We start from the raw sequence: 24,408 nt of genomic DNA, 5'->3' as shown, positions 1-24,408 counted from the left end.
CACCGCCACCACCCTCATCGCCCTGATGCCCGAGCTCGGCCACGTCTCGCCAAAGGCCATCGCCGCGCTCGCCGGTCTCGCGCCCTTCAACAATGACAGCGGGCGCAGGCGCGGACAGCGCATGATCAGGGGTGGAAGGCGACGCGTCCGCAAAGCCCTCTACATGGCCGCGCTGGCCGCCATCCGGACATCTGCGCGCTTCAAGACCTTCTACGACGCCGTCCGCGCAAGAAGCGCAGCCGCAAAAGTCGCCATCATCGCCGTCGCAAGAAAGCTCCTCACCGTCCTCAACGCCATGCTCAAAACTGACACAGCCTTCCAAGCATGACACACCAAACAACACAGTTGCCGGATCGGCGCCGCTGACGCGGCTTGCCCGGGATGACGGCGCGCTTTTCCTCAATGTTCAAGCTTTTGAGAGCAGAGGCATCGCTATCGGCCAAACTCTCAGGATGAGGGCGGGAGTTTCCAAACCGGCTCTAACGAATTGAACTCTGTCCCGGCTTAGAGCCCTGCCGCGCTCCAAACCGTCACGCGCCAGGCTGCGGCCTCGGCTTGCTCTCATCGAGCAGCCAGGCGCGAAACAGCGCGACCTCAGGCCGCGTACGCGCCAGCTTCGGCGTCAGCAGGTAGAAAGCCCGCTCCGAGACGAGGCGGATATCGGTTCCGAAGGGCGCGACGAGCCGGTGCTGCGCGAGATCGTCCGCGACCAGGGCGAAGGGAGCAAGCGCGATGCCTTGGCCATCGAGCGCCGCCCCCAAAGCGAGCGCGGTCTGGCTGAAGCGCTTGCCGGCTGTGAGGGGCGCCTGGGCGTTCGCCAGCTCCAGCCAGAGCGGCCAGGCGTCATGGGCGTCGTGCAGGAGCGTTGTCCCCAGCAGATCGGCCGGGGTCGCCAGCGTTACGGCCATGGCCGGGCTGCAGACGGGAAACAGATCATCGGCGAGCAGCCGCTCGGCCTCAAGTGCGCGATCGAAGGGCGGCGCCGAGAGCCGCACGGCGAGATCGGGCAGGCCGGGCCCGCCCAGCCGCTCCGTCGCTTCCGAGGCCAGCACGCGCACCTCGACATCGGGAGCAAGCGCCGAAAAGCTGCCGAGCCGCGGAATCAGCCATCTCGCCGCGAAGGAGGGCGTCACCGTCACCGTGACGCCGCGCCGCTCATGCTCCTGCCTCGGTTCGATCGCGGCCATCGCGCCCGCGATCAGCGCGAAGGCGCGCCGGATCTGCGGATGGAAGGAGCGCCCTGTCGGCGTCAGCGCCAGGCCCCTGGGCTCGCGCTCGAACAGCGCCACGCCGAGACTGGCCTCCAGCGCCCGGACCTGCTGCGCGACGGCACCATGCGTCACGTTCAGCTCTTCGGCGGCGAGCCTGAAATTGAGATGGCGAGCGGCGGCGTCGAAAGCGCGCAGGGTTGCGAGAGGAGGCATTCGCGACATGACGGGGGTGTAGCAGCGCTACAGGCTCCCTGCACGGGAAATCGATGGTTCGAGGCGGCGCCGAACCCTATGAACAGGGACATCAACCAGGAAAAGAGCGCGCTATGACCAAGAAAGTGGCGATCATCACGGCCGGCGGCAGCGGCATGGGCGCAAGCGCCGCGCGTCGTCTCGCCAAGGACGGCTTTGCGGTGGCGATCCTGTCCTCGTCGGGCAAGGGCGAGGTGCTGGCCAAGGAGCTCGGCGGTATCGGTATCACCGGCTCGAACCAGTCGAATGACGACGTCAAGCGCCTGGTCGATACGGTGTTCGAGCGCTGGGGCAGGGTCGACGTCCTGGTCAACAGCGCCGGGCACGGGCCGCGCGCTCCCATCCTGGAGATCCCCGACGAGGACTGGCAGCGCGGCATGGAGGTCTATTTCCTCAGCGCGGTGCGGCCGGCGCGATTGGTGACGCCGATCATGCAGGCGCAGCGCTCGGGCTCGATCATCAACATCTCGACGGCCTGGGCCTTCGAGCCCGCCGCGATGTTCCCGACCTCGGCGGTGTTCAGGGCAGGCCTTGCCTCCTTCACCAAGATTTTTGCCGACACATACGCGCCCGACAACATCCGCATGAACAATGTGCTGCCCGGCTGGACCGACAGCCTGCCGGCGACGGATGAGCGCCGTCAGAGCGTGCCCCTGCAGCGTTATGGCCGGGCCGACGAGATCGCCGGGACGATCGCCTTCCTCGCCTCGGACGATGCCGGCTACATCACCGGGCAGAATATCCGCGTTGATGGCGGCATAACCCGGTCGGTCTGACGGGCCGGGCGCCCCATACTGACGGCCTTCAGCGATAACCGATGGCGTCATTCTCTGCCGTCATTCCGGGGCAGGTTGCAGGCCTGAGCCCGGAACCCAGAAGCGATGCGCGTCGTCGTGAAGCGAAGTGTCGGATAAAGGGCGCGGGGAACCCTTCTCCCGTGTGGGAGAAGGGCAGGGATGAGGGCCCGCCGCCGATTATTGAGGCGCGACTACGTCGCAGCGCTGGCTTCATTCTGAAAGCGCAGGAGAGGCTGCGGAGCCGCTTGCGCGATCTGGTTGTCTGGCCTGCCCTCACCCCTGCCCCTCTCCCACACGGGAGAGGGGTTCCCCGCGCCTGTCTCATTCGTCACCGCATGCTGGAAAGCCTCCAATGAACGGAGCTTTTTGATCGGGCGCTCGCGGCGAACCGGACAGTCATGGGCTTGACCCGACCATCTCGTAATCGAGAGGGCTCTGGTCATGAGATTCTCAGGGCGCAAGCCCGAGAATGACGCTCTAGGATGGATTCTGGATCAGCGCCGCTTGCGCGGCTTGTCCGGAATGACGGCGCGGGGGACGTAAAGCGACCGGAAGTTTCTGATATCGCTCGGTTCATTTCGAACCAGGCTCTCAGGATGGCGGCTCACATGTCCAAACCGGCTCTCAGCCGCCGGTGACGCTCATATGGCGGCCTACGGCCGGCTTTGCGCGGCGCCGGTCGATGATGAAGTCATGGCCTTTGGGCTTACGCGAGATCGCCTCTTCCATGGCGCGGTGGAGGCCCGCATCGTCGGGGGAGGCGCGCAACGGCGCGCGCAGATCGGCGGCGTCTTCCTGGCCGAGGCACATATAGAGCGTGCCGGTGCAGGTCAGGCGGACGCGGTTGCAGCTCTCGCAGAAATTATGCGTCATCGGCGTGATGAAGCCGACAAGCCCGCCGGTCTCCTTGACGCGGACATAGCGTGCCGGCCCGCCCGTCTTGTAGGGGTCTTCGGCCAGATTGTACTGATCCATCAGCCGCGCCCTGACGACCGAGAGCGGCAGGAACTGGTCGATGCGGCCGGGCTCGATTTCGCCCAGCGGCATCACCTCGATCAGGGTCAGGTCCATGCCAAGGCCATGGGCCCACGTCATCAGCCCTTCGATCTCGTCCTCATTGACGCCCTTCAGTGCAACCGCATTGATCTTGACCCGCAGGCCCGCCTTGCGCGCCGCCTCGATGCCGCCGAGCACCTTGTCGAGATCGCCCCAGCGCGTGATCTTGCGGAACTTGTCGGGGTCGAGCGTGTCGAGCGAGACATTGATCCGGCGCACGCCGTAATCGGCGAGCTCCTGCGCATAGCGGTCGAGCAGGGAGCCGTTGGTGGTCAACGTCAGCTCTTCCAGCGCACCGGTGGTGAGGTGGCGCGAGAGCGAGCGGAACAGGCTCATCACGTCGCGCCGCACCAAGGGTTCGCCGCCGGTGAGCCTGAGCTTGCGGGTGCCGCGCGCGACGAAGGCGGTGGCGAGGCGGTCGATCTCCTCCAGCGTCAGCAGATCGCGCTTGGGCAGGAAGGTCATGTCCTCGGACATGCAGTAGACGCAGCGAAAATCGCAGCGATCCGTCACCGAAATACGCAAATAGGAGATGTCGCGGCCGAACGGATCGACCAGCGGCGCGCGCGCGAGCTGCTCGATCGTATCGGGCTTGGCGATCACACCGGGCTTGATGTCGTCGAGGAGCACTCTGCTTCATCCCTGAAGACGGCCAAATTCTGAAAACGACCTTGCTGCACGCGGGCAGGTGCATGGCGGTGGCCGCATCGCTATATCCGGTGAGACATTGGCATTGCGGCCGCCAAGGTCAAGCGCGGCCATCGTCGCAGTCGCCCTGGAGCAAACACAACCATGTCAGCATGGCCGACCGAGATCCGCCTCGCCAAGGATCGCCGCACCCTGCATGTCGCCTTCGAGGATGGCACGGCCTACGCGCTGCCGGCCGAATTGCTGCGGGTGGAAAGCCCCTCGGCGGAGGTCCAGGGCCATGGCCCCACGCAGAAGAAGACGGTGCCGGGCAAGGCCGAGGTCGAGATCATCGGCGTCGAGCCCGTCGGCCATTACGCCGTGAAGCTCACCTTCGACGACATGCACGACACCGGCATCTATGCTTGGGACTATCTGCGCGAGCTCGGCGAGCATGGCGAGGCCAAGATGCAGGCCTATCTCGACGCGCTGGCGGAGCAAGGGCTGTCGCGGGAGCGGGTGAAGCGAGGCTAGCGCGCGGGGGACACCTGAACGCGCATCCCTTCTCCCCTGGCGGGAGAAGGTGCCCCGGTAGGGGCGGATGAGGGGGCGCCGTGCCCTATCCGGCTGGCGTCGCGTTTCAGCTAGACGGTGAGCTCACGGCGCCCCCTCATCCGTCTCGGTTTCGCCGATCCACCTTCTCCCGCAAGGGGAGAAGGGAAACCCCGCTCGCAGGCAACGACCTACCTGCCGAGCCCGGACTCCTTGATCTGGCCAATGAGGGCTCCCGTCACCAGATCGACGCCGGTTCGATACTGGCTCGGCATCCAGCGCTCCTTCGCCGGGCCGGCAGTGAGATCCATTTCTGTGGCAATGCGGCGTGTCAGAGGGGCTCTTGCATAGGCATCGATCACGCTTCTCAGCAGGCGCGGGGTCGGATTGATCATATCCGCTTCCTCCGAGCGCTTCACCTGCGTCAGTTCCGCGACGGCATCCGGCACCAGGCAATCGAGCTTGACGGTGGCGTTGAAGCGGCCATCGGCCGGCTCGCTGCCGACGGCCGTGCAGCGGACACGCCTTGAGCTCTCGACGATGAGCCTGGCCATCAAGCGCTTCAGCTCGCGCCCTGAAGGGTCGGTCCTCACGCTCAAGCGCGCCATCCGCTTGAGCTGCCATGCGATCGGATCGTTGAACATCGTCATGTCGATGTAATCGCGGCCCTCGGATTCCGGCCGCAGTTTCTTGTTCAGGCGCGCGGCGCTGGCGCGATCGTAATTGAGCCAGGCGCGATAATAGAGTTCCGCTGTCTGTTCCAGTGTCGGCTCGGAGGCCTTGGCGGGGAGGGCGCTCTGATATCCGGTCAGCGCCACGACGAGCAGAAAGACTGAAAGAAAGTCGGTTTTTCTCATAATCGCCGCGTCGATTCTCGTCGGGGGATGTCCGAAACCTCGCAGAACGGCCGCTTTGCGACAACCCTTTGGCGCTGCCACGGGCGCGCAACCAGGCGGCCAGTCCCCGTCAGCCCGGTGCCGGCCTGCGTGCGCGCGGCCGCCGCCACAAAACCATCTCCTCAAAACCGTGAACCGTGGGTGTTCCGCTTGACGGCGGTTCCGTGCAAAACAACAATCAAATGAAATAATTCACTTAGGGAGTGCAGGCATGGTCAACCAGAATTCCGCGCGAGGGTTTTTCCTCGCGGCGGTAGCGCTTTTCTTCATGGCGACTGCGCTGCGCTATCCGCTTGGTGATCTGGCCCATGCCGGCCCCGGGCTCTTCCCGCTCCTGCTGAGCGTCCCGCTGCTGGCCATTGCCTTGCTGATCATCGTGCAGGCGCGCCTGAGCGCTCCGGTGCCGCTCAGCTTCAACTTCAAGAACATCGCCTTGATCATGCTCGGGCTGGTGGCCTTCGTCGTCGGAGCCCAGCTCGTCAACGCCGCCCTGGGGATCGTCCTGATGGTCTTCATCGCGGGCTTTGCGGCGGTGACCTATTCCTGGAAGCGCAACCTCAAGATCGCGCTCGGCCTCATCGTCGTGGCCTATGTCTTCGAGCGCTTCCTCGGCCTCAATCTGAGGCTCTTCTGATGGAAATCCTAAATAATCTCGCATTCGGCTTCGAGCATGCGCTGACGCCGGCGAACCTACTCTACTGCGCCATCGGCTGCGTGGTCGGCACGCTGGTCGGGCTGCTGCCGGGGCTGGGGCCATTGGCGACGATCAGCCTGCTCCTGCCATTGACCTATTCGCTGCCGACCGGTGGCGCGCTGATCATGCTCGCGGGCATCTATTACGGCGCCCAATATGGCGACAGCGTCAGCGCCATCACCATGAAGATCCCCCATGCCAGCAGCATCGTGGCCTGCATCGACGGCTACCAGATGACGCTGAAGGGCAAGACCGGCCTTGCCCTCTTCACTGCCGGCGTCTCGAGCTTCATCGGTGGGACGGTCGCGATCGTCGTGCTGGCGAGCCTTGCGCCGACGCTCGGTCAGGTCGCTCTGCTGTTCGGCCCCACCGATTATTGCGCGCTGATGCTGGTCGGCTTCGTCTGCGTCAGCTTCATCACCACCGGCAGCCTGCTGAACGGGCTGGCGATGTGCCTGCTCGGCGTGCTGCTGGGACAGGTCGGCACCGATCTCGAGACCGGTCTGGAGCGCTTCACCTTCGGGCTGCCCTCGCTCACCGACGGCGTCAGCCTCGTCAGCCTGGCGCTGGGCTGCTTCGGCATCGCCGAGATCACCAAGAACCTCGACGCGCGCGAGGAACGGACGCCCTTCAACGGCAAGATCCATCTGATGCCGACCTGGCCGGAGTTCAAGCGCATCATTCCCAGTGCGCTGCGCGGCAGCGTCGTCGGCTCCATCCTTGGCATCCTGCCGGGCGGTGGCCCGGTGATCGCGCAATTCGCCGCCTATGCCCTCGACAAGAAGGTCAGCAAATACAAGGACGAGATCGGCTCCGGCGCGATCGAGGGCGTCGCGGGACAGGCGGCGGCCGACGAGGCGGCGGCCCGCACCAGCTTCATTCCCCTGATGAGCATCGGCATCCCCGAAAACGCCGTCATGGCGCTGATGATGGCGGCTTTCATCATCAAGGGGATTCAGCCGGGCCCGAACATGATCGCCAAGCATCCCGACCTGTTCTGGGGCCTCGTCGCCAGCATGTGGGTCGGAAACTGCTTCCTGCTGATCCTGAACGTGCCGCTGGTGCGCTTCTGGCTCTCGGTCTTCAAAATACCCTACAACGTGCTGTTCCCGTCGATCCTGTTCTTCTGTTGCATCGGCACGTTCAGCGTCAACAACAGCCTCAACGACATCTTCACCACGGCGGCGTTCGGTCTGATCGGCTACACCATGATGCGCCTGTCGCTCGATCCGGCACCGATGATGCTGGGGTTCATCCTGGGGCCGATGCTGGAAGAGTATTTCCGCCGCGCGATGATCATCAGCCGGGGCAGCTTCACCACCTTCTTCACACATCCGATCAGTGCGACGCTGCTCTGCCTGATCGGGGTGTTCTTTGCCTTTCAGCTGTTCATTGCGTTCCGGGCCAAGCGAGCGGTGGTGGTCGAAGCGCCCGCTGCATCGGGGTGAAGGGCCGATTGGAAACTGCAGCCCTCATCCTGAGAGCCTGGCCTGAAACGAAGCGAGCGATATCGAGGATGTCTGATCGCTCCCCTTCACCCGCATCGTCATCCTGGACAAGCCGCGCAGCGGCGCAGCTCCGGGATCCATCGTAGGGTTCCGGAGCGCTCCGATGGATCCCGGGACGCCCTTCGGGCGCCCAGGATGACGGTGTGGTTTCGAGGATGAGGGCTCGCGGAATTTCAAAGCGGGGAGCGCTGCTTTTAGATTGGGGTGGCACTCCCGCCCTCCGTCAGGACAAACGAAAAGGCCGGCGTCACCGCCGGCCTTTGCCTTGGAAACGGGCTTCGTAGAAACCCACTATGTCTCTCGCCGCTCAGAGCCGGATGATTTCAGATGGGCTCACGAAGTGATCCCATCTGACATCTGAATCCGTCTCTCATCAAAGAGTTAGAGCAGGATCAATGCGAAAAACCGGTTCCCACTTTTTCGCATCCTGCTCTAGCGGGCGACGACGACCCGGGTGCCGACCTTGGCACGCTCATAGAGGTCGATGACGTCCTCGTTCAGCATGCGGATGCAGCCCGAGGAGACCGCCTGGCCGATCGTCTCCGGCTCGTTCGAGCCGTGGATGCGGTAGAGGGTCGAGCCGAGATACATGGCGCGCGCGCCGAGCGGGTTTTCCGGGCCGCCGGGCATGAAGCGCGGCAGGTCGGGGCGGCGCTTCAGCATCTGCGAGGGCGGCGTCCAGCTCGGCCATTCCGCCTTGCGGGTGATGCTCTGCGCGCCGGCCCAGTCGAAGCCGGGGCGGCCGACGCCGACGCCGTAGCGCATCGCCTTGCCGTCGGGCATCACATAGTAAAGCCGGCGCTCGGTGGTGTTGATCACGATGGTGCCGGGGCGCTGCTTGCCGTCATAGGAGACGAGCTCGCGCGGGATCGCGGTCGCCTGCGCTTTGGCCGGGTCGGCGCTCTGCATCAGCGGCTGGCGCGTCAGCGGATCGATCTCATAGGCATGGGCGGATGAGGCAGCAGCGAGCAGGCCAAGCCCGGCAAGCGTGGCCATACGGAAGAAACGGTTCATCGGGACCTCGGACGGATGGCGGGGGAGCGCTAGGCTCGAAGTTGACCCAAATGTGTCAACATCTCCTCAATTTTCTGTCAGAGCGGCCCGGTCGGCGCAATTGCGCCATCATCACATCGATGCGAGGTCAAGGGCTTTGACGCGCTCCGTTGCGCGCGAGCAACATAACCGCAAGTCGGCTCAGCTTTCGCCTCAGCTCTTCAGCACCAGGCAGGCGCCCCGGTTGTCCTGAATGCGCCGGCATAGGGCTATGGCTTGCGCCCGCGTCGCTGCCGGCAATCTGACCCGGTAGAAGGCGCGCGTGCCGCGGCTGCGCAGCCTCGTGCCGATCACCATCGGAGAGAGATCGGCGATGATGGCGCGATGCCGGGCGCTCGCCCGCTGAAAGGCCGAAAGCGCGCGCGCCTTCGAGAAATTGGCGGCGAGCTGCACGCCCCAGGGCGCGAAGGGCGCCTCCGCGATGGCAAGCGCGCCGCGCCCGGCGCGGATCAGCGCGACCGTGGTGAGGCACGGCGCCTGGCCGTCCGGGCTCGCCGGCCGGGCGGGGCGGGTCTCGCTCTCGGCCGCCGCCCGCGCATCCCCAGCCCAGGCCTCGGCCGCCGCGCCGGTGATCGAGAGGACGTAGTTTTCGGTCTCTATGGGCAGGAAGCCGCGGCCTGCGAGCCAGCTCGAGACGCGCGTGGGGCCGCCATTATAGGCTGCCGCCGCCAGCCCCCAATTGCCGAAGCGCTGGCGCAGTTCGTTGAGGAAATGCGCCGCTTTGGGCACGGCCTGCTCGGGGTCGAACGGGTCGGCGAGGCCGCGCTCGCGCGCCGTGCCGGGCATGAACTGCGCCACGCCCTGCGCGCCGGCCGGGCTGGTGACGCTCGTGCGGAAGCTCGATTCCTGGAAGATCAACCGCGTCAGGAAGCCGGCGGGCACGGCCTGCGCCACTGCGGCATCGTCGATCAGGCGGCACAGCGCAGCGTCGATGCCCGAGGAGGGCGGCTCCTGCGCCGAGGGCTCTTGGCCCAAAGCGAGCGAGGCGCCCAGCAGCAGGGCAAGCATCAGGCCGGGGAGGAGCCATGGCCGCCTTGTCATGCCGCGCCCGTTCCCGACGCGTCTCAGGCGGAATGCTTGGCCGCGACCGCGGTGATCTCGATCGCATAGCCCGGCGAGGCCAGTTCCGCCTGCACTGTCGCTCGCGCCGGGGCATTGCCGGGCGCGACCCAGGCATCCCAGACCGCGTTCATCTCGGCGATCGCCTTGATGTTGGTCAGGAAGATCTGGACGCTGAGGATGCGCTCCTTGCCGCTGCCGGCGGCCTCCAGCGTTTCCTCCAGCAAAGCGAGAACCTCCTGCGTCTGCTCCGTCAGCGAGGCGCCTTGCGTCTTCTCCGCGCAATGCCCGGCCAGGAAGACGATGCCGTTGAAGGCGGCGGAATCGCACCAGCGCGGCGTCAACCCGGTCCGTTCGATGGTCATGTCTTCAGGTCCTCATCCCAGTCGTTCCAGGCGCCTGCTTACCCGCAATGTCGCGCAGCGGACAGGCCCCGATGTCGCTGCGTCCACAAAGGCGAGAGCAGCACCTTGCCGGGCGCCACCGCCGCACCCTACTCAGATGCCATGACAAGAGCCGCCTTGCACTGGTTCCGCGACGATCTGAGGCTCGCCGATAATCCGGGGCTCGCCGCCGCGACCGCTCATGGCCCGACCCTGTGCCTTTATATCCTCGACGAGAGTGGCGAGCGCCGCAGCCTCGGTGGCGCCTCGCGATGGTGGCTGGCGCAATCGCTGCGCGCGCTCCAGACTTCGCTGCGCGAGAGGGGCGCGGAACTCGTGGTGATGTGCGCAGATCCCGCCGATCTCCTGCCGAAGCTCGTGGCGGAGGCCGGAATCGATCTCGTGACCTGGAGCCGGCGCTATGAGGCGGCCGCGATCGCGCTCGATCGCGGTCTGAAGGAGACGCTGGTCGGCGCGGGCGTCACCGTGCGCAGCTTCAACAGCCATCTGCTCAACGAGCCCTGGCAGGTGGCGAGCAAGCTCGGCGAGCCGATGAAGGTGTTCACGCCCTATTGGCGCGCGGCGCGCGGCAGGGGCGAGCCGGCGGCGCCAGAGCCCGCGCCGCAGCGCATCCGGTCCCTGCCGCTCCCGAGCGCGCTCGCCAAAGCGGTGGTCGACCTTGCCGATCTCCCGCTCGAACCTTCCAAGCCGGACTGGGCCGGTGGCCTGCGTGCCGAATGGACGCCGGGGGAGGCGGGCGCGGCCGAGCGGCTCGGTGATTTTCTCTCCGGCTCGCTGGCGGGCTATGGCGAAGGGCGCAACCGGCCTGATTTCGTCTCGACATCGCGGCTTTCGCCGCATCTGCGCTTCGGCGAGATCGGCCCCCGCCAGATCTGGCATGCCTGCCAGACGGCATCAGCGGCAGGCATGGCGGCGGGCAGCGCGTCCGATCTGGACAAGTTCCTCTCGGAGATCGGCTGGCGCGAGTTCTCCTACCATCTGTTGTTCTACAATCCCGATCTCGCGACCAAGAACTACAATGCCCGCTTCGATGCCTTCCCCTGGGGCCCGGAGACCGAGGCGCTGAAGCGCTGGCAGCGTGGCCAGACCGGCTATCCGCTGATCGATGCCGGGATGCGCGAGCTCTGGGCGACCGGCTGGATGCATAACCGGGTGCGCATGGTCGTTGCCTCCTTCCTGATCAAGCATCTGCTGATCGACTGGCGGCAGGGCGAGGACTGGTTCTGGGATACGCTTGTCGATGCCGACCCGGCCAGCAACGCTGCGAGCTGGCAATGGGTCGCGGGCTCAGGCGCGGATGCGGCGCCCTATTACCGCATCTTCAACCCGGTGACGCAGGGCGAAAAATTCGACCCTGGAGGCGACTATGTCCGCCGCTGGGTGCCCGAGCTCGCACGACTCGATACTGGTGCGATTCATGCGCCCTGGCTGGCGAATGCGGCGACCTTGCGCGATGCCGGCGTCAGGCTCGGCGAAACCTATCCGCGCCCGGTCATCGACCTGGCCTTTGGGCGCCAGCGCGCGCTCGACGCGCTGGCGACGATCCGCGGCGCCACGGATTGATCCGCAGGCGCCGCGCTGCGCGAAAGCTACTGGATGATGCCGCGCTTCGAGCCGAAGCCGTCGATATAGCAGCCGCAGCCCGCGCCGACCGGGGCGGGGCGGGTCTCGCAGCTGCCGCGCGAGGTCACGCACATCTCGCCGAAGCGACGCGGGCGATAGCCGCGATCATCCTCATAGCGCGGCCGCCGACGCTCATATTCCCAGTCGCGCGGTGGCGGCGGGCGGTCGTAGTCGTAGCGCGGCGGGGGCGGGCGGCCATAGGGGTCGTAATACTGCGCCTTGGCGGCAGTTCCCGACAGGGCGGCCAGCCCCGCCAAGGCGACCAACGCAAAAATCCTCGACATGGCGAACTCCCTTCCGGATTGCCGTGACCGGCCATGAGGCCGAACAAAGGCGTAATCTGCACGCGAAGATATGAACACAGCCTGACGGGTGATGTTCCGTATGGTGAGGTGGGGTGGATGACACAGGGATCGAACCCGTGACCACTCCCGTGTGAAGGGCGTGCGCATCAGGGTGCAGCCTTGGAATGGCTCCTCAAGGCTGTCAGTAGGTTGGAATTTCGGGAAACGCGCCGTCATCCCGGGCGACTGCAAGGAGACCCGGGATCCATTCCGGAACCTCACTCGCAAGCGCTCCGGAATGGATCCCGGATCGGCGCCGCTGACGCGGCTTGTCCGGGATGACGGCGCGTCTTTCCTTGACGTTCAAGCTTTTAACACAGGCCGGCCGTTGACGGCGTTTCACGCGGCCGCCGCGTTCAGCCGCATGTCATGGGCAAAATCGGCGGCGTCTGCGGCGCTGCAATCCTCGCGCTCCGCGATGTGGCTCTGATAGGCCTTGCGGATGCGGGATTGGCCCCGGGGGCGGGCGAGATCGCCGGCAACCCACTCGGTCACGCCCATGACCAGCCAGGGCATGGTCTGGCTGCGCTTGCTGGCGATGATGTCGATGACGGTGAAGTCGACGCCATCCTGCGTCTCGATCTCGATCAGGTCGACGCCGCCGATGCAGACATCGCCGTGATCGAAATCGCAATCCTCGAACGGGAATGTCGCGGCGCTGGCGCTCATCCGGGTCTCTCCTGCGATGCAGGAATGATGCAAAATGTATCGATCTAAGTCAATACGTATCGTATCGTCGCCGCTGCGATTTATTTTGAGGGGACAGCCGATTTACGACTCGACTTCAGGTTGCTGGGCTGGCTTAAATGGGAACATTAAGGGAACAAAAGAGGGTCGGCCATGAGCAGTGTTTGCCGGGGGATGTCGCGAGATAAGCCCGGCCTGGCCGATTTTGCCGCGCTCTATATCCGCTGCGACGATTGCGGCAACGAGAAGCGCATGACGCCCCAAGTACTGGCCCGCTTCGTCGATCGCGGCATTCACTGCGCTGATGAGCTCAGGCCGAAATTGACCTGCTCGGTCTGCCGGGCGGGCGGCGGAATAGGCAAGAACGTCGCTCTTATCCCAGCGTTCCGGTGGGGGTAGGGCAAAGTCCGCCGGTGAGGGCGGCCTGCCGAGCGCCTGTTGATCCCTTGCTACAGGGAATCGATGTGCTGTCGCAGCATGTCGACCGTCTCCGTGAGCCCGCAGGCCTCCATATCCAGCAGGAGCATTTCGGCCGTCTTCTCCGGTCGTTTCAGGCGGCGGCGCATCGTGCGGATCGCGGCGACCGCGCGCCCGGGGTCCAGCGCGATCGTGTCGGTGATGAATGCGTCGGCGCTGCGTGCCTCGAGATTGAGGGACGCCAGGAGCGCGGGAGGAAAATGCTTCATGTTGTCGGTGACGATGACCGCGGCCTGCGTCTTGAGCGCGGCGGCGATCACATGGGCGTCGCCAGGATCGGGAAGATTCTGGCAGACGGACAGCAGCGGCTCGAAATCGGAAACCTCCGCATCTTCGAAAGCTTCGACCATGTAGTGGATTGCGCGTGCCGCCCTGTCTTCAGCGTCGCTGACGCCCTTTTTCTTCAAGATCCCGCCGATGGCGCGTTGCGTCTCGTCAAGGACGGGGCGTGACCAACGGATGCGGAAGAAATCCGCTTCCGCGAGCGTGAGCAGGAGGTTCCGCTTCAACGCGCCGGCGAGCGTGCATGCATCGACGAAGGCGGTGAAGCGGTTTGCGAACATAGATCAGATCAGATCCGCGTCCATCTCCGCTAGATCGCGCAGAGCACGGCTGCGCTTCTCGTCACGTGCATGCCGGTAGGCGAAGAGGTCATTGGCGCTGATGCGCCGATGCCGGCCGACGAGCTCGAACTTGATCGCCCCCTTCTCCAGCAGGGAGATCAAATGCGGGCGCGACACATTGAGGATGTCGGCGGCCTGCTGTGTCGTCAGCATCTGGCTGACGGGGACAAGCGTGACGGCGTCGCCCTTGCCGATATATCTGAGCAGTTCCATCAGCAGGGCGGACAGGCCGGGCGTCAGCGTCACTTCGGATGGCTTGCGATCATCCTTGGCCAGCACGCGCAGTTTCGCATCGCCCGCGGCATGAGACGCGAGCACCTTGCGAAGCTGGTTCGCGGCGGCTTTTTCACTGGCGGACGGCAAGCGTCCGCCGATCTTCTCGGCAGAGGCTGGGATGGTCATCAGGATGCTCCGGGCGACCCTGAATTACTATGCGATATTCGAAATAAACGCAATGAGTAAACGAGCCGTGACGCGGCTGGTTCCCTTTGCGCCAAGGCGATTGAGGGCCATCACAGGCTCAGCCCCATAGCCCCTCGACGCAGCCAATAACGCCGAGACCCTGCTCCCTCACTCGCCCCGAAGCTCTCGCTCCGGGATCACGCGCAGGATCTGCTTGATCGCGTTGGCATCGAATTCGAGCCGGCCGGCGGGGTTGAACTGCTCGACAGTGACCCTGCCGGAATTCATCGAGACCAGGCGCTTGATGAAGGATTTGCCCGGGCGGCCGTCCTCGGCCGGCTTCAATTCGATGACGACATAATCGCGGATCGCGGGCTTGCGCTTCTCGACATAGACGCGCTCGCCATCCTCATATTTCGGCGCCATGCTGTCATTGGAGACGCGCAGCGCGAAGACGTCCTTCCGATCCAGGATGCCGATCGGCCGCTTGACCATGTCGATCACCTGGCCGTTCATCTCGAAGGCGTCGTCATCGCTGGCAAAGCCGCCGACCGTGATGCCGAGTTCCTGGATGTCGCTGGGTCCATGGGTTTTCGGCAGCGCCGCCTGGCCCTCGAAGACCGCATTGGGCTCGGCCAGATAGCCGCGCGGCGACGCCATGGGCCTTGGCGCGGCGACAGGGCCGTCGCCGCTGCTGGGCGCCTCGCCATCGCCGAACAGGATCCAGCCCGCCTTGACGCGGAAGGCGCTGGCATATTTCTCCGCCACGGGCTGCTTGATGCCGCGCCCGCCATTCTCATGGGCCCGATAGGTGACCTCGTTCCAGCCGAAAGCCTGGGCGGCCTCCGTCGGGGTGGGGAAGCCTCTCAGCTCCCGGGCGTTTCGCAGGCGATCGGCGGGTGTGTCCATCGCTCATGTATCGCACGCTTCACGATACGTTTCATCTTGACTGATACGATACGATATGTATCGTACGAAGTTATGACGAACCCCTTTCCCAATCCGCCGTCCGGACGGCGCGTGTCGCGCGGCGCTTCAGCGCCCCGATGCAAAGCGATGGCCCCCATGAAGGCCAACGCATCCGAGGTTTTCCCCCCGCGCCGCTCCTCCCTGCGCTTTTTCTGCCGGCGCGCAACTGGCGGGGCGGCCCGTGACGGCCGCCCCGCGCTTTCCGGACATGTCCAGACCGGCTCCCGCAAGCGCGGGATCGTGCCGCACGGGATCGCATTGGCGGGAGTGCCTGGCGCGGCTTGGGCAATGAGGACCAGGCCATGACGGCCAGCATCATCTCCTTCAAGGAGGCCTCGACCCGGCTCTACCGCCAGGCCCAGCTCAGGCGCGAGCAAGAACTGCGCGAGCAAGAGCTGATCGAGGCCGCGGAAGCCGAGCTCGACAAGGCGCCTGTCCTGTCCGAGCGGCTGATCATCCGCTCGCTCGCCCATCTCCGCAACCGGGACGCAGCTCGTGATCGGAACGCGCCATGAAGTCGTTAGTCCCTCCCGTCATCTCGGGGCAGGCCTGCGCCATGCCCCGGAATGACGGCCGCCGCACAAGCGAGGCCCTCCGATGAGCCGTTGGTATCGCGCCTATGCCGGCACGGTGAAGGACGACAAGCTGGCCGAGGTCGCGGTCATCGCGGCCTGCTCGCGCTCTGTCGCCATCGCGGTCTGGCATGCGCTGCTTGAAAGCGCCGCCGAGACCGATGCTGGCGGGCGCTTCGAGACGACGCCGCGCCGCGTCGCGGCGGCGCTGTGCGAGCCGGCCGGCACGATCGCGGCGACCTTCGCCGCGATGGCCGAGATCGGCATGATCACGGGTGATGCCGTGAGCGCCTGGAAAACCCGCCAATATGAGAGCGACAAGAGCACGGAGCGCTCGCGCAGGCACCGTGAAGCCAAGCTCGGCCAGGCGAAGCGCAACGGCGAGGCCGCGTTGCAGCAACGTTGCGCGACGCCCTCAGAGTCAGAGGCAGAGGCAGATTCACAAGACGATTCCGCTGGCGCGGCATCGTCTGCGCCGCGCGCGCCTGATCTGGATCTGATCGAAGCGGAACGGCGCTGTGCTGAGGCTGCGGGCTCAGAGAGGCTCGGATCCTTCGCGCCGATCGCCGAATTGCTGCATCGCCAGGCCGACCTCGAGCGCGACATCCTGCCGGTCATCCGGGCCCGCCCAGCCTCCGGCGGCAGGGTCAGCTCGTGGAAGTTCTATGGCCCGATCATCCGCGAGGCGCTGCTGAAACGCGCCCCGGCGCCAGCGAGCCAGGGGCCGCCGAAGGTGTTCGTCGTCAAGGGCACGGCGGAATGGCGTGAGCGCGTGGCCGCCGGCCACAAGCCGGGAATGACGACGCAGGACCCCAGGACCAAGGCCGAGGGCTGGTATTTCCCGGCCCCGGAAAAGAAGGACAAGGCAGCATGAGCAGGCCCGGCAAGAAGCGCGCAATGGTCTTGCGCGAACCCAATGGGCGCCCGCAGCGCCCGAGCGCCACTGAGCGGCAGGCGGCGCGCCTCAAGCGCGAGCAGGGCGAGCGGGCAACGGTGCTCGCCCAGCCGCATCGCAAGGGCAATCACGACCAGCTCTGCGCCTCGCCGCTCGGCCGGCATGTGCTCGATTGTCGCCTGCGCCGCGAGCTTTACGACGCGGGCGAGGAATATGCCGAGACGACGCGGCGTTGGCGGGCGGCCAAGGGCGTGCCGGTCGGCCTCATCGTCGTCGGCGTGGGCTCGGGGCGGGAATTGTCGGACGAAGTGATCCTGCGCCTCCAGTCGCGCCTCAACGCCATGCGCAAGGCCGTCATCGACGGGGCAGGGGAGGCGACGCTCCAGGCGCTCGACCGCGTCGCCCTCGACCATGAGAGCATTCCCGGCGCGATCGGCTTTCGCGTCACGGCCGCGCTGCTCATCCTCGCCGAGTACCTCGGGCTGGTCCCCCGCAATGCCCATCCGTATCGGTGAGGGGCAGGTCGGCTTTCGGGAGGCCTGGCTGGCAGCGAAACCAGTGTGGCCATGATGGCTGCCAGAGCCGAGAGCGCCGCCAACGCAAATGGCGTGGCGAAGGCCGTCGCCATCGTGCGCGTCCCGAGCCTTGCGGCCAGGACGCCGTCGGAAATGAAGGCCTCAATCGCGGATGAAACCGACCCGGCCTTTATAGCTCTGTGGCGGCGGCGTGCCTGTCCCCCCGTAGAGCTTGTTCAATCGTCCCAGCAATATGGCCTGGGCGTCGTGGGCTTCGACAAAACCATCATCGGGCCGCTGCACCTGGTCCGGGTCCATCGCCCTGGCGATATAGGGCGTGGCTGTGATCATCAGCTCGGTCTCCTCGCGCTGATAGTCGCGGGAACGGAACAGCGCCCCGATGATCGGTACGTTCATCAGGCCGGGAAATCCGTTGATGGTCTGTTTGGTGACGCGCTGGAGCAGGCCTGCCGTTGCGATCGTGCCTCCCGATGGCAGTTCGACGGTGGTGTCTGACTTGCGCACGCGGAAAGCCGGCGCATTGACGGATTCGCTGTCCGAGCTGCTCGTATTGCTGAGACGGAGCTGGTTCTCGTAGTCGAGTTCGGTGACCTCCGTGGCGATCCGCATGCTGATCTTGTTGCCGGACAGGACGATCGGCGTGAAATTGAGCGCGACGCCGATCGGCTTGTAGCTCACGCCCAGCGTGCACTTGCCGTTGTCGCAGGTATAACCGGTCGGGATAGGGACCTCGCCGCCGGCGGTGAATTTCGCGCTTTCGCCCGAGATCGCCGTCACCGTGGGCTCGGCGAGGACCCGCGACAGGCCGGCGCGTTCGAGCGCGCGCATGGTCACATTCGTCGAATTGCCGATGCCGGCCGAAATGGATGTGCTCGACAGCTGCTGTGGCAGTTGCGAAAACGGGTTGTCGATGGTGGGCGAGACGGAGACATTCCCGATCTTCCATTGGCCGCTGAGATTGATCCCCAGCTGCTTGATCGCCTTGCGCGAGACCTCGGCGACGACGACACGCACCATCACCTGATCGCGATCGCGGATCGACAATGAGTTGATCACCGCGCCCTTCGACTTGTCGGCCGCGGAGCCGCCCAGGAAGATTGTGGCAATGTCGGCCGCTTGCGTGGCCTCGGACACGTTTGCAACCTCGCCGACCAGCAGGATCGACCCTCCGGCGGCCTTCACCTCGATACGTGCCTTTGGCAGGACGGTCCGCAAGGTCTGGCGCAGCTCGTCGAGATCACGCCCCACTTCGATCTCCAGCCCGGAAATCTGCTTGCCATCGGCGTCGATCGCAAAGATCGACGTCGCGCCGGCACTGATGCCGATCACGAAGATCCGGCGCGCTGACCGAACCACTGCATTGGCCACTTTGGGATCGGCGACGAAGACCTCCCTTGCATCGCGCGGCAGCTCGACGATGATCGATCGGCCGACGGACAAGGGCACCTTGCGAGAGACCATATTCTCGCTCCCGCCCACTGTGATGACCGGCGAGGGGACCGTCGTCTGGGCGGATGCAGGCGCCCCGGCCAATCCGACAAGAGCCGCGGCCAATCCGACGAGCGCCGCGCGCAGCCATTGTCTTGGCCATGCGCGCTTCCGACCGGCTCCGCGCGCACGCAGGCGCCGCAGCAAGGCGTGGCGTCCTTCGATCGCGCGATCGGTGGTCAAGTCGCGGTGCCATGGAGATTCGAGCTTAGGCATCTGCAGCTCCATTGTATGGCATATCAATCTTCGGCGGTGATGCCATTAGTATGGATAATATTCCATTAATTCTTTGTATTGATGTTTTTCCACAATGTAATGTATTGTTGCTGATCGCGCAGTATTAGTATTAAAATACAAATATGCTTTCGGAAATTCGAGATGAGATCTCGAAATAGACGGATGAAATCAATCATCTCTCTGTTCGTCGTGTGAAGCGCCGCGTGAAATCGTTGTGTCACGACCCGCCAAAGGGCGGAGTGCTTTTCCAAAGCGTCCCGGACAGGCTCTCCTCATAGCCGAGCTTGAAGATCGTCTGCATGTAATCCTGGTTGAAGGCGTCGGCGGGATTATAGGGAATCGCCTTGTCGATCGATGCGAGGTGAAAACGGATGCCCGCGCGCTTGGCGAAGACATAGGTCGCGTTGATGGAGCTTCGCGTCTGCGCTTTGATCATGGTCGACAGGGCGCGACTGCCTACGGAAAATGTGGAGTTCGAGACAACGTCGAACTCCGGGATCAGCGCGTTGTTGATGATCACGTAGAGGTCGGCCTTGCCCGGTCCAGGCAATCGGCCTGGACTGGCCGAGAGGAGTACGCTGTCGGGGATCGTAAAGACCTGGTTCGCCGTCGCGCCGTCCGAATGCAGCTCCTGGAAGCTCCCGGAGCCTGCCTGGACATCGAGCAGAACCGGCGGGAAGGCTGCGGGAATGCTCGCTGACGCGACCAGCACGTCCTGGAACAGCTTCAGCGCGCCGGGCTGCCCGCTGCTGGCGATACGCCCCATGTCCCAGACGACGGGCCTTTGTGCGTCCATGTTTGTGGTGATCACGATCAGCCGGCGGCCTTTTTTGTGCTCGGCGGCGACAGCCGCGAGCAGTTCGCGCGTGGCGTATTGCTCGACCATCTGGCGCAATGGCCCGGCCTCCAGCAGGCCCGAGCCCAACAAGCCCGACGGCAACCACTTCATCTGGTAGAGCTTGCTGGTGATGCCGCTCGTGTAGATGTGGATGAGGGTCTCGTCATAGCCGGGCCCCAGAAAGGCAAAGGGCGCGATCAACGCCCCCGTGCTGACCCCGCTCACCAGGTCGAAACGCGGGCGCTTTCCCGAGGCCGTCCACCCGGCCAGTACGCCGGCCCCGAACGCGCCGCCGGAGCCGCCGCCCGATAGCGCCAGATATTTGAGGGAGCTTGTCTTCCGAGGGGGCGGGCCCAGCCTCTGGCGGGTGAAATCGTCGATGGTGCCGTCGCCCCAGACGCGGACAGCGGGAAAGCCCGGCACTTGGGCGATCGCCTGCTCCTGCAAGGTGAAGGGGGTGCGCGGCGCCGAGGCGCAGCCTGCCAGAGCGAGGAGCGCCAGGCCCAGCGCGCTGCGCTGGAGCGGCCGCGCCTTCGACATCTGCAAAACAATCATATCGTCTCCGTCGCCGGAATTTTGGACCTGGATCTTGGGCCGAGGTCTCGGGCCGAGCTCTCGGCGTTGGGAAGCGCCAAGACAGTTAGCGTTCGCAGGGCACGGTTATGGTCGCAGTCAGGCCGCACGGCTTTGCGTCGGACAAATCGAGCCAGCCGTCATGGACCTCGGCGATCATCTTGACGATGGCCAGGCCGAGCCCGAAACCGACCGGCGAGCCGCCATGTTTCTCTGCCGCCTTCGCGGTATCGAACGGGGCAAGCGCACGCTTCTTGTCGGCGTCGGATAAGCCGGGCCCGTCATCGACCACCTTGATGGACACCTTGCCATCAGCCGCCAGGCCAGCGCTCAGGCGCACTGTCAGGGCGTAACGCGTGGCGTTGTCCACCAGGTTGTTCAAAGCGCGTTCGATCAGGTCAGGATCGCAATGAAGTTTCAGGTGGTTCGGCCCGCCATAGGCAACGTCGAAGCCCATATCGGCGAACTCGTCGCTGACCGTCCGCAGCAGCGCCACCAGATCGACCGAGCAAAGCTTCGGGAGGGGGCGACCATGCTTCAGATAGTCCAATGAGGCGTGAAGCATCACGTCCATCGATTTGAGGTTCGCCAGATTGCGTCGCCTCAGCTCGACATCCTCGATTTCCTCCGCCAGCAGGCGCAACCGCGTGACCGGCAGGCGCAGGTCATGATTGATCGCGCCGATGACGACAGCGCGCTCGCGCATCAGGGCGGCGGTCCTGTCAGCCATCCCGTTGAGTTGCGCGGTCAGGTCGCGGATCTCGCAGGGTCCCGTTTCGGGCAGCCTGACCCAGTTCTGGCGCGCATCGAAGCTGGCGAAAGCGCTCGCGATCCGGCGCAGCGGATTTCGGATCTGTGTGACGACCCAGGTCGCCGCTGCGAGCGATGCGATCACGAGCGAGGAGAGGAGCCAGAGAAACGGACCGAACGACGATGAGAGCGCCTCAGTCGGAACAGGCACCGAGAGGAGCCCGCCATCGGGCAGCGAGACCAGAAGCCTGGAGCCGTTGTTTCCGGCCGTGGCTGGAACCTCGATGCTCCTTTGCGTCGAGAGCGCGAAGCTTACGCCGCTCTGCTGCGCCTGGTTCAGTTGAGCGATCGTGTTTTCCTCGCCGCGAGGCCCCTGCGGATCGAGCAGGATCGTGCCGGGCAGGGTCCGTTCCGCAAGCGCCCGCGCCTTGGCTCGGCTTTCGAAAGCAGAGCTTGTCAGCGCATCGACGAGGGCAGCGACCCGGCCCTCGAAGATGCGGGTGGGGCTTTGCAAAAGGCGATCGAACGCCCCGAAGCGATTGGCCGCGATCAGGAGCGCGAAAGCGAGGAGCAGCGCGATCATGGCTGTCGTGATCAACTGCCCGAGGACCGAGATCGGCACATGCCGCCAACGCGTCGCTGTCTCCTGCCTGGAGTCCATCATGGTCGCGCCGCGCCGGAATCGGTCCAGTTGGGCGGCAGCCCCACCATCCCACCGGCCAATTGGATCGGAAACGGCTCCGGGCGGCACATGTCAGGGAGCTGGAACCTAAAGGCCATCTGGCGAATCTTCTGACCGTGATTGTGAGTTCCCGGCTTAGCGATTCCAGCGTTAATGGCAGTAAAGGCTGTGTAAAGTTACGTAAAACCCCGGGTTCCGGGTCGATGGCTCGTCAAAATACCCGATCATCTGTGTGAGCTCGCCTGGAAATTCCAGCTCTCATCCTTCGGGACACCATTCCCTGCGGATCGGCTCCTCGGGATGGGGCTCGCGGCGTTTCCAAGCCGTCTCGGGCGCTGCCTCCAGGTTGGTCTCTACGCCATGCGCCTTCGAGATCGACCCGGATCAGGCTTGATCGTCTGCCGGGCTGTATGCCATCGGCTTGCGGGGAAGCTCGAGCGTGACGGTGAGCCCGCCCGCGTCGGGCAACGATGCGTAGACGCGTCCGCCATGGCGCTCGATGGCCTGCCTGGCGATGGCAAGGCCCAGACCGTACCCATCGCTCGATTCCGCGTCATCCCCACGGGAGAACGGCTGGAAGATTCGCTCGAGCTCGTCTCGCCTGACGCCCGGCCCCTGATCCGTGACCGAGAGCTTGAGGCGGTCGGTCGTGGTCTCGCAAAGCACCGCTATGTGCGTATGCGCGGCCGTGTATTTGATCGCGTTGCGGACGACGTTCTCGAGCGCCCTGTAGATCAATTCTCCCTCCACTTCGGCGTTGAAGCTGCCATCGACATTCGCCGTAATCGAGACCCCCCGGGCCTGGGCCTCGAACGCCGCATCGCTCAGGATGTCGTTCAGGAGGTCGATGACATCCAGCGTCTGCACCTTCAAGGGAAGGTCCGATCTGCCGGTCAGCCGCGCCAGGGTCAGCACTTCGCCCACCAGCATGTCCAGCCGTTCGACTTCCCGGTCCATCCGGCCCAGCATGGCGTCGAGCTTCGTCGGACTCTGCCGCAGGACGCCCACCGCGGCTTGCAGACGCGACAATGGCGAGCGCAATTCATGCGACACGTCGTGGAAGAGCCGCTGCTGCGCGTCCTGAAGTTCCTGCAGCCGCGCGGCGCTGGCATCGAAATCATGCGCGAGCGCAGTGACCTCGTCTCTTCGGCCAGCCATTTTGTCGCCGATGCGGACATCGAAGCGGCCATGGGCGAGCGCGCTCAAGCCATCGCGAAGGTGCACGACCGGGCGAATGAGGTATCTGGCGAGCGCCGCCGCCGATATCGTGCTCGAGACGAATATGGCGATCCACGGCATCAGCGGCGCAAGATAGTCGAGAACGACATTGGCTTTGCCCGACACGGAGATGCGGTAGCAAATGCCGTCCTTCAGGATGAAGCGTGTCTCTGCGCTGTGCTCCTCCGCGCAGGCCCCGGAGCCCGTGGCCCTTGAAATCGTCAGGCCCAGTGGCGCCGTGTCCTCGCTTGTCCGGGCGAAGCGCTGGGCGGCATCCTCGCCATTCCGCTCGAGCACCCTGGCAGCCAGGTTCATAGCGAACTCCTGCTGCCGAAGCTCCAGCTCCCGGGAAAATGGGACCGCCTGAAACAGGTAGACGATCAGGATTATGGCCGCGACGGAGCTCGCCAGTGTCAGCCAGATGATCGTGAAAAATTTCCAGAAGAGCCGGGGCATGGTCAATCCACGAGCAGTTGATAGCCCTGGCCGCGAACGGACTGGATCCAGGATTGCCCATCCTCTCTCAGCCCAAGCTTCTGGCGCACACTGCTGATATGGACGTCGATGCGACGATCGAACGGCGTCAACGGCTTGCCAAAGGCGCGTTTCGAGATCTCCTGCTTTTGCACGAGCTGGCCGGCGCTGCGGGCGAGCACTTCGAGCAGGCTGAACTCCGTCCCGGTGAGGTCCAAAGGCTGCCCGCGCCATTCGACCGTTCTGTTGCCCGGGTGGATCACGAGCAGCCCCGCCTTGAGCGTGTCGGTTGACGCGCCGCCCGCAGATTGGCCCGCGCGACGCAGGATCGCCCGCAACCTGGCCGCCAGCTCGCCCGGTGAACAGGGCTTGGCCACATAGTCGTCGGCGCCGAGATTCAGGCCCGATATCCGATCGATGTCGTCGCCGCGCGCCGTCAGCATCAAGACCGGGATCTGGCTGAGTTTTCTGATCCTCTGCAGAACCTCGATCCCGTTCATGCGGGGCATCATGATGTCGAGCACGATGATGTCGACCGCGTTGCCGGCGGCCGCGGCAATGGCTGCCCGGCCGTCCGTGTCCGTTGTGACATCATAACCTTCTTCAGCCAGGTATTCCTGCAGAAGCATCGTCAACTCGACATCGTCGTCGACGAGAAGAACTTTGCTCATTGACCGAGTCCATCGTTCATTTCGTCGAGCCATACCGCAAAAATCCGGCCGCGCGACCGAGTTTTACCTAAATTAACACGGACTTGACCGCGTTTAACATTCATTCGGCTACTCGCGGAAACGACAGCGTCGGCCACGGGATCCGAGCCCTCCTAGGATCGGCCGAGTGAAACCTCCGTCGCGCCGGTATGGATCGAGGCGAGGGCGCCGGCGACCGGAACCGCGAGGAACGAAGAGTTG

General features: G+C 64.9%; 25 protein-coding genes. 9 read left to right on the top strand and 16 right to left on the bottom strand.

What is annotated here, in order from left to right; translation table 11 throughout:
- The coding region (locus BMZ97_RS27860; protein WP_139221363.1) for a transposase at positions 1 to 328 on the top strand (328 nt) is incomplete at its 5' end.
- A 202-nt stretch (positions 329 to 530) separates the two neighbouring features.
- On the opposite strand, the gene BMZ97_RS27855 is transcribed toward BMZ97_RS27860, so the two are convergent.
- A complete protein-coding gene (locus BMZ97_RS27855) occupies positions 531 to 1,424 on the bottom strand; it encodes a LysR substrate-binding domain-containing protein (RefSeq protein WP_244546635.1) in 894 nt (297 codons plus the stop codon).
- A 113-nt stretch (positions 1,425 to 1,537) separates the two neighbouring features.
- Here BMZ97_RS27855 and BMZ97_RS27850 point away from each other — a divergent pair, with 113 nt between their 5' ends.
- A complete protein-coding gene (locus BMZ97_RS27850; RefSeq protein WP_092177608.1) occupies positions 1,538 to 2,239 on the top strand; it encodes an SDR family oxidoreductase in 702 nt (233 codons plus the stop codon).
- A gap of 645 nt (positions 2,240 to 2,884) precedes the next feature.
- Here the strand turns inward: BMZ97_RS27850 and moaA are convergent.
- A complete protein-coding gene (gene moaA, locus BMZ97_RS27840) occupies positions 2,885 to 3,919 on the bottom strand; it encodes a GTP 3',8-cyclase MoaA (protein WP_092177630.1) in 1,035 nt (344 codons plus the stop codon).
- 189 nt (positions 3,920 to 4,108) lie between these two features.
- Here moaA and BMZ97_RS27835 point away from each other — a divergent pair, with 189 nt between their 5' ends.
- Positions 4,109 to 4,477 (top strand): gamma-butyrobetaine hydroxylase family protein, encoded by a 369-nt coding sequence (locus BMZ97_RS27835; RefSeq protein ID WP_092177604.1) that lies wholly within the window; start codon positions 4,109 to 4,111, stop codon positions 4,475 to 4,477.
- 209 nt (positions 4,478 to 4,686) lie between these two features.
- On the opposite strand, the gene BMZ97_RS27830 is transcribed toward BMZ97_RS27835, so the two are convergent.
- A complete protein-coding gene (locus BMZ97_RS27830; RefSeq protein WP_092177602.1) occupies positions 4,687 to 5,352 on the bottom strand; it encodes a hypothetical protein in 666 nt (221 codons plus the stop codon).
- A gap of 250 nt (positions 5,353 to 5,602) precedes the next feature.
- Here BMZ97_RS27830 and BMZ97_RS27825 point away from each other — a divergent pair, with 250 nt between their 5' ends.
- Together BMZ97_RS27825 and BMZ97_RS27820 are read left to right on the top strand one after the other, a co-directional pair.
- Positions 5,603 to 6,025: a tripartite tricarboxylate transporter TctB family protein gene (locus BMZ97_RS27825; protein WP_092177600.1), complete on the top strand. Its 423-nt coding sequence runs from the start codon at positions 5,603 to 5,605 to the stop codon at positions 6,023 to 6,025.
- Positions 6,025 to 7,533: a tripartite tricarboxylate transporter permease gene (locus BMZ97_RS27820; protein ID WP_092177598.1), complete on the top strand. Its 1,509-nt coding sequence runs from the start codon at positions 6,025 to 6,027 to the stop codon at positions 7,531 to 7,533. The genes BMZ97_RS27825 and BMZ97_RS27820 overlap by 1 nt, the downstream gene beginning before the upstream one ends.
- Positions 7,534 to 8,025: 492 nt before the next feature.
- On the opposite strand, the gene BMZ97_RS27815 is transcribed toward BMZ97_RS27820, so the two are convergent.
- The 3 genes from BMZ97_RS27815 to BMZ97_RS27805 form a co-directional block, all read right to left on the bottom strand.
- Positions 8,026 to 8,607: a L,D-transpeptidase gene (locus tag BMZ97_RS27815; RefSeq protein ID WP_092177596.1), complete on the bottom strand. Its 582-nt coding sequence runs from the start codon at positions 8,605 to 8,607 to the stop codon at positions 8,026 to 8,028.
- A 192-nt stretch (positions 8,608 to 8,799) separates the two neighbouring features.
- A complete protein-coding gene (locus tag BMZ97_RS27810; RefSeq protein ID WP_092177595.1) occupies positions 8,800 to 9,687 on the bottom strand; it encodes a transglycosylase SLT domain-containing protein in 888 nt (295 codons plus the stop codon).
- Between the two features lie 23 nt (positions 9,688 to 9,710).
- Positions 9,711 to 10,070 carry a RidA family protein gene (locus BMZ97_RS27805; RefSeq protein WP_092177593.1) on the bottom strand — a complete coding sequence of 120 codons (360 nt, stop codon included), beginning with the start codon at positions 10,068 to 10,070 and terminating at the stop codon, positions 9,711 to 9,713.
- 141 nt (positions 10,071 to 10,211) lie between these two features.
- Between BMZ97_RS27805 and BMZ97_RS27800 the strand changes: the two genes are divergently transcribed.
- On the top strand, positions 10,212 to 11,672 hold the full coding sequence (locus BMZ97_RS27800) for a cryptochrome/photolyase family protein (RefSeq protein ID WP_092177628.1): 1,461 nt from the start codon (positions 10,212 to 10,214) through the stop codon (positions 11,670 to 11,672).
- A gap of 26 nt (positions 11,673 to 11,698) precedes the next feature.
- Here BMZ97_RS27800 and BMZ97_RS27795 read toward each other — a convergent pair whose 3' ends face one another.
- From BMZ97_RS27795 to BMZ97_RS27770, 5 genes are all read right to left on the bottom strand, one after another.
- Positions 11,699 to 12,016, bottom strand: a complete 318-nt coding sequence (locus tag BMZ97_RS27795; protein WP_092177591.1) for a hypothetical protein — start codon at positions 12,014 to 12,016, stop codon at positions 11,699 to 11,701.
- Between the two features lie 399 nt (positions 12,017 to 12,415).
- Positions 12,416 to 12,745, bottom strand: coding sequence for a hypothetical protein (locus tag BMZ97_RS27790; RefSeq protein ID WP_092177587.1), 330 nt, complete (start codon positions 12,743 to 12,745; stop codon positions 12,416 to 12,418).
- 467 nt (positions 12,746 to 13,212) lie between these two features.
- Positions 13,213 to 13,803, bottom strand: a complete 591-nt coding sequence (locus BMZ97_RS27780; protein WP_092177583.1) for a PIN domain-containing protein — start codon at positions 13,801 to 13,803, stop codon at positions 13,213 to 13,215.
- Positions 13,804 to 13,806: 3 nt separating this feature from the next.
- Positions 13,807 to 14,265, bottom strand: coding sequence for an excisionase family DNA-binding protein (locus tag BMZ97_RS27775; protein ID WP_092177581.1), 459 nt, complete (start codon positions 14,263 to 14,265; stop codon positions 13,807 to 13,809).
- A 168-nt stretch (positions 14,266 to 14,433) separates the two neighbouring features.
- A complete protein-coding gene (locus tag BMZ97_RS27770; protein ID WP_092177579.1) occupies positions 14,434 to 15,174 on the bottom strand; it encodes a S24 family peptidase in 741 nt (246 codons plus the stop codon).
- 362 nt (positions 15,175 to 15,536) lie between these two features.
- Between BMZ97_RS27770 and BMZ97_RS27765 the strand changes: the two genes are divergently transcribed.
- The 3 genes from BMZ97_RS27765 (at position 15,537) to BMZ97_RS27755 (ending at position 17,216) form a co-directional block, all read left to right on the top strand.
- Positions 15,537 to 15,749, top strand: coding sequence for a hypothetical protein (locus BMZ97_RS27765; RefSeq protein WP_092177577.1), 213 nt, complete (start codon positions 15,537 to 15,539; stop codon positions 15,747 to 15,749).
- Between the two features lie 82 nt (positions 15,750 to 15,831).
- Complete coding sequence (locus tag BMZ97_RS27760) at positions 15,832 to 16,680, top strand: hypothetical protein (RefSeq protein ID WP_092177575.1); 849 nt, start codon at positions 15,832 to 15,834, stop codon at positions 16,678 to 16,680.
- On the top strand, positions 16,677 to 17,216 hold the full coding sequence (locus BMZ97_RS27755; RefSeq protein WP_092177573.1) for a hypothetical protein: 540 nt from the start codon (positions 16,677 to 16,679) through the stop codon (positions 17,214 to 17,216). The genes BMZ97_RS27760 and BMZ97_RS27755 overlap by 4 nt, the downstream gene beginning before the upstream one ends.
- A gap of 162 nt (positions 17,217 to 17,378) precedes the next feature.
- On the opposite strand, the gene BMZ97_RS27750 is transcribed toward BMZ97_RS27755, so the two are convergent.
- From BMZ97_RS27750 to BMZ97_RS27730, 5 genes are all read right to left on the bottom strand, one after another.
- Positions 17,379 to 18,698, bottom strand: a complete 1,320-nt coding sequence (locus BMZ97_RS27750; protein WP_244546634.1) for a type II and III secretion system protein family protein — start codon at positions 18,696 to 18,698, stop codon at positions 17,379 to 17,381.
- Between the two features lie 481 nt (positions 18,699 to 19,179).
- Positions 19,180 to 20,355 (bottom strand): patatin-like phospholipase family protein, encoded by a 1,176-nt coding sequence (locus BMZ97_RS27745; protein ID WP_244546633.1) that lies wholly within the window; start codon positions 20,353 to 20,355, stop codon positions 19,180 to 19,182.
- Positions 20,356 to 20,440: 85 nt separating this feature from the next.
- A complete protein-coding gene (locus BMZ97_RS27740) occupies positions 20,441 to 21,784 on the bottom strand; it encodes a sensor histidine kinase (protein ID WP_175525779.1) in 1,344 nt (447 codons plus the stop codon).
- A gap of 405 nt (positions 21,785 to 22,189) precedes the next feature.
- Positions 22,190 to 23,479 carry a HAMP domain-containing sensor histidine kinase gene (locus BMZ97_RS27735; protein WP_092177569.1) on the bottom strand — a complete coding sequence of 430 codons (1,290 nt, stop codon included), beginning with the start codon at positions 23,477 to 23,479 and terminating at the stop codon, positions 22,190 to 22,192.
- A gap of 2 nt (positions 23,480 to 23,481) precedes the next feature.
- Positions 23,482 to 24,168 (bottom strand): response regulator, encoded by a 687-nt coding sequence (locus BMZ97_RS27730; protein WP_092177567.1) that lies wholly within the window; start codon positions 24,166 to 24,168, stop codon positions 23,482 to 23,484.
- Positions 24,169 to 24,408 lie beyond the last annotated feature (240 nt).

The organism is Allobosea sp. OK403 (genome assembly GCF_900113835.1).
Taxonomy (GTDB): domain Bacteria; phylum Pseudomonadota; class Alphaproteobacteria; order Rhizobiales; family Beijerinckiaceae; genus Allobosea.
Note: the sequence above shows the minus strand (reverse complement) of the source record. Positions and strands in the feature narration are given on the sequence as shown.

What these genes read in the sequence shown, in the direction of transcription:
- BMZ97_RS27790 (WP_092177587.1), bottom strand. Translation starts at nt 12,745, where the DNA reads ATGAGCGCCAGCGCCGCGACATTCCCGTTCGAGGATTGCGATTTCGAT.
- BMZ97_RS27760 (WP_092177575.1), top strand. Translation starts at nt 15,832, where the DNA reads ATGAGCCGTTGGTATCGCGCCTATGCCGGCACGGTGAAGGACGACAAG.
- BMZ97_RS27830 (WP_092177602.1), bottom strand. Translation starts at nt 5,352, where the DNA reads ATGAGAAAAACCGACTTTCTTTCAGTCTTTCTGCTCGTCGTGGCGCTG.
- BMZ97_RS27770 (WP_092177579.1), bottom strand. Translation starts at nt 15,174, where the DNA reads ATGGACACACCCGCCGATCGCCTGCGAAACGCCCGGGAGCTGAGAGGC.
- BMZ97_RS27780 (WP_092177583.1), bottom strand. Translation starts at nt 13,803, where the DNA reads ATGTTCGCAAACCGCTTCACCGCCTTCGTCGATGCATGCACGCTCGCC.
- BMZ97_RS27765 (WP_092177577.1), top strand. Translation starts at nt 15,537, where the DNA reads ATGACGGCCAGCATCATCTCCTTCAAGGAGGCCTCGACCCGGCTCTAC.
- BMZ97_RS27810 (WP_092177595.1), bottom strand. Translation starts at nt 9,687, where the DNA reads ATGACAAGGCGGCCATGGCTCCTCCCCGGCCTGATGCTTGCCCTGCTG.
- BMZ97_RS27775 (WP_092177581.1), bottom strand. Translation starts at nt 14,265, where the DNA reads ATGACCATCCCAGCCTCTGCCGAGAAGATCGGCGGACGCTTGCCGTCC.
- BMZ97_RS27805 (WP_092177593.1), bottom strand. Translation starts at nt 10,070, where the DNA reads ATGACCATCGAACGGACCGGGTTGACGCCGCGCTGGTGCGATTCCGCC.
- BMZ97_RS27730 (WP_092177567.1), bottom strand. Translation starts at nt 24,168, where the DNA reads ATGAGCAAAGTTCTTCTCGTCGACGACGATGTCGAGTTGACGATGCTT.
- BMZ97_RS27745 (WP_244546633.1), bottom strand. Translation starts at nt 20,355, where the DNA reads ATGATTGTTTTGCAGATGTCGAAGGCGCGGCCGCTCCAGCGCAGCGCG.
- BMZ97_RS27815 (WP_092177596.1), bottom strand. Translation starts at nt 8,607, where the DNA reads ATGAACCGTTTCTTCCGTATGGCCACGCTTGCCGGGCTTGGCCTGCTC.
- BMZ97_RS27850 (WP_092177608.1), top strand. Translation starts at nt 1,538, where the DNA reads ATGACCAAGAAAGTGGCGATCATCACGGCCGGCGGCAGCGGCATGGGC.
- BMZ97_RS27855 (WP_244546635.1), bottom strand. Translation starts at nt 1,424, where the DNA reads ATGCCTCCTCTCGCAACCCTGCGCGCTTTCGACGCCGCCGCTCGCCAT.
- BMZ97_RS27825 (WP_092177600.1), top strand. Translation starts at nt 5,603, where the DNA reads ATGGTCAACCAGAATTCCGCGCGAGGGTTTTTCCTCGCGGCGGTAGCG.
- BMZ97_RS27800 (WP_092177628.1), top strand. Translation starts at nt 10,212, where the DNA reads ATGACAAGAGCCGCCTTGCACTGGTTCCGCGACGATCTGAGGCTCGCC.
- BMZ97_RS27755 (WP_092177573.1), top strand. Translation starts at nt 16,677, where the DNA reads ATGAGCAGGCCCGGCAAGAAGCGCGCAATGGTCTTGCGCGAACCCAAT.
- BMZ97_RS27735 (WP_092177569.1), bottom strand. Translation starts at nt 23,479, where the DNA reads ATGCCCCGGCTCTTCTGGAAATTTTTCACGATCATCTGGCTGACACTG.
- BMZ97_RS27740 (WP_175525779.1), bottom strand. Translation starts at nt 21,784, where the DNA reads ATGGACTCCAGGCAGGAGACAGCGACGCGTTGGCGGCATGTGCCGATC.
- BMZ97_RS27835 (WP_092177604.1), top strand. Translation starts at nt 4,109, where the DNA reads ATGTCAGCATGGCCGACCGAGATCCGCCTCGCCAAGGATCGCCGCACC.
- BMZ97_RS27820 (WP_092177598.1), top strand. Translation starts at nt 6,025, where the DNA reads ATGGAAATCCTAAATAATCTCGCATTCGGCTTCGAGCATGCGCTGACG.
- BMZ97_RS27750 (WP_244546634.1), bottom strand. Translation starts at nt 18,698, where the DNA reads ATGGTCTCTCGCAAGGTGCCCTTGTCCGTCGGCCGATCGATCATCGTC.
- BMZ97_RS27795 (WP_092177591.1), bottom strand. Translation starts at nt 12,016, where the DNA reads ATGTCGAGGATTTTTGCGTTGGTCGCCTTGGCGGGGCTGGCCGCCCTG.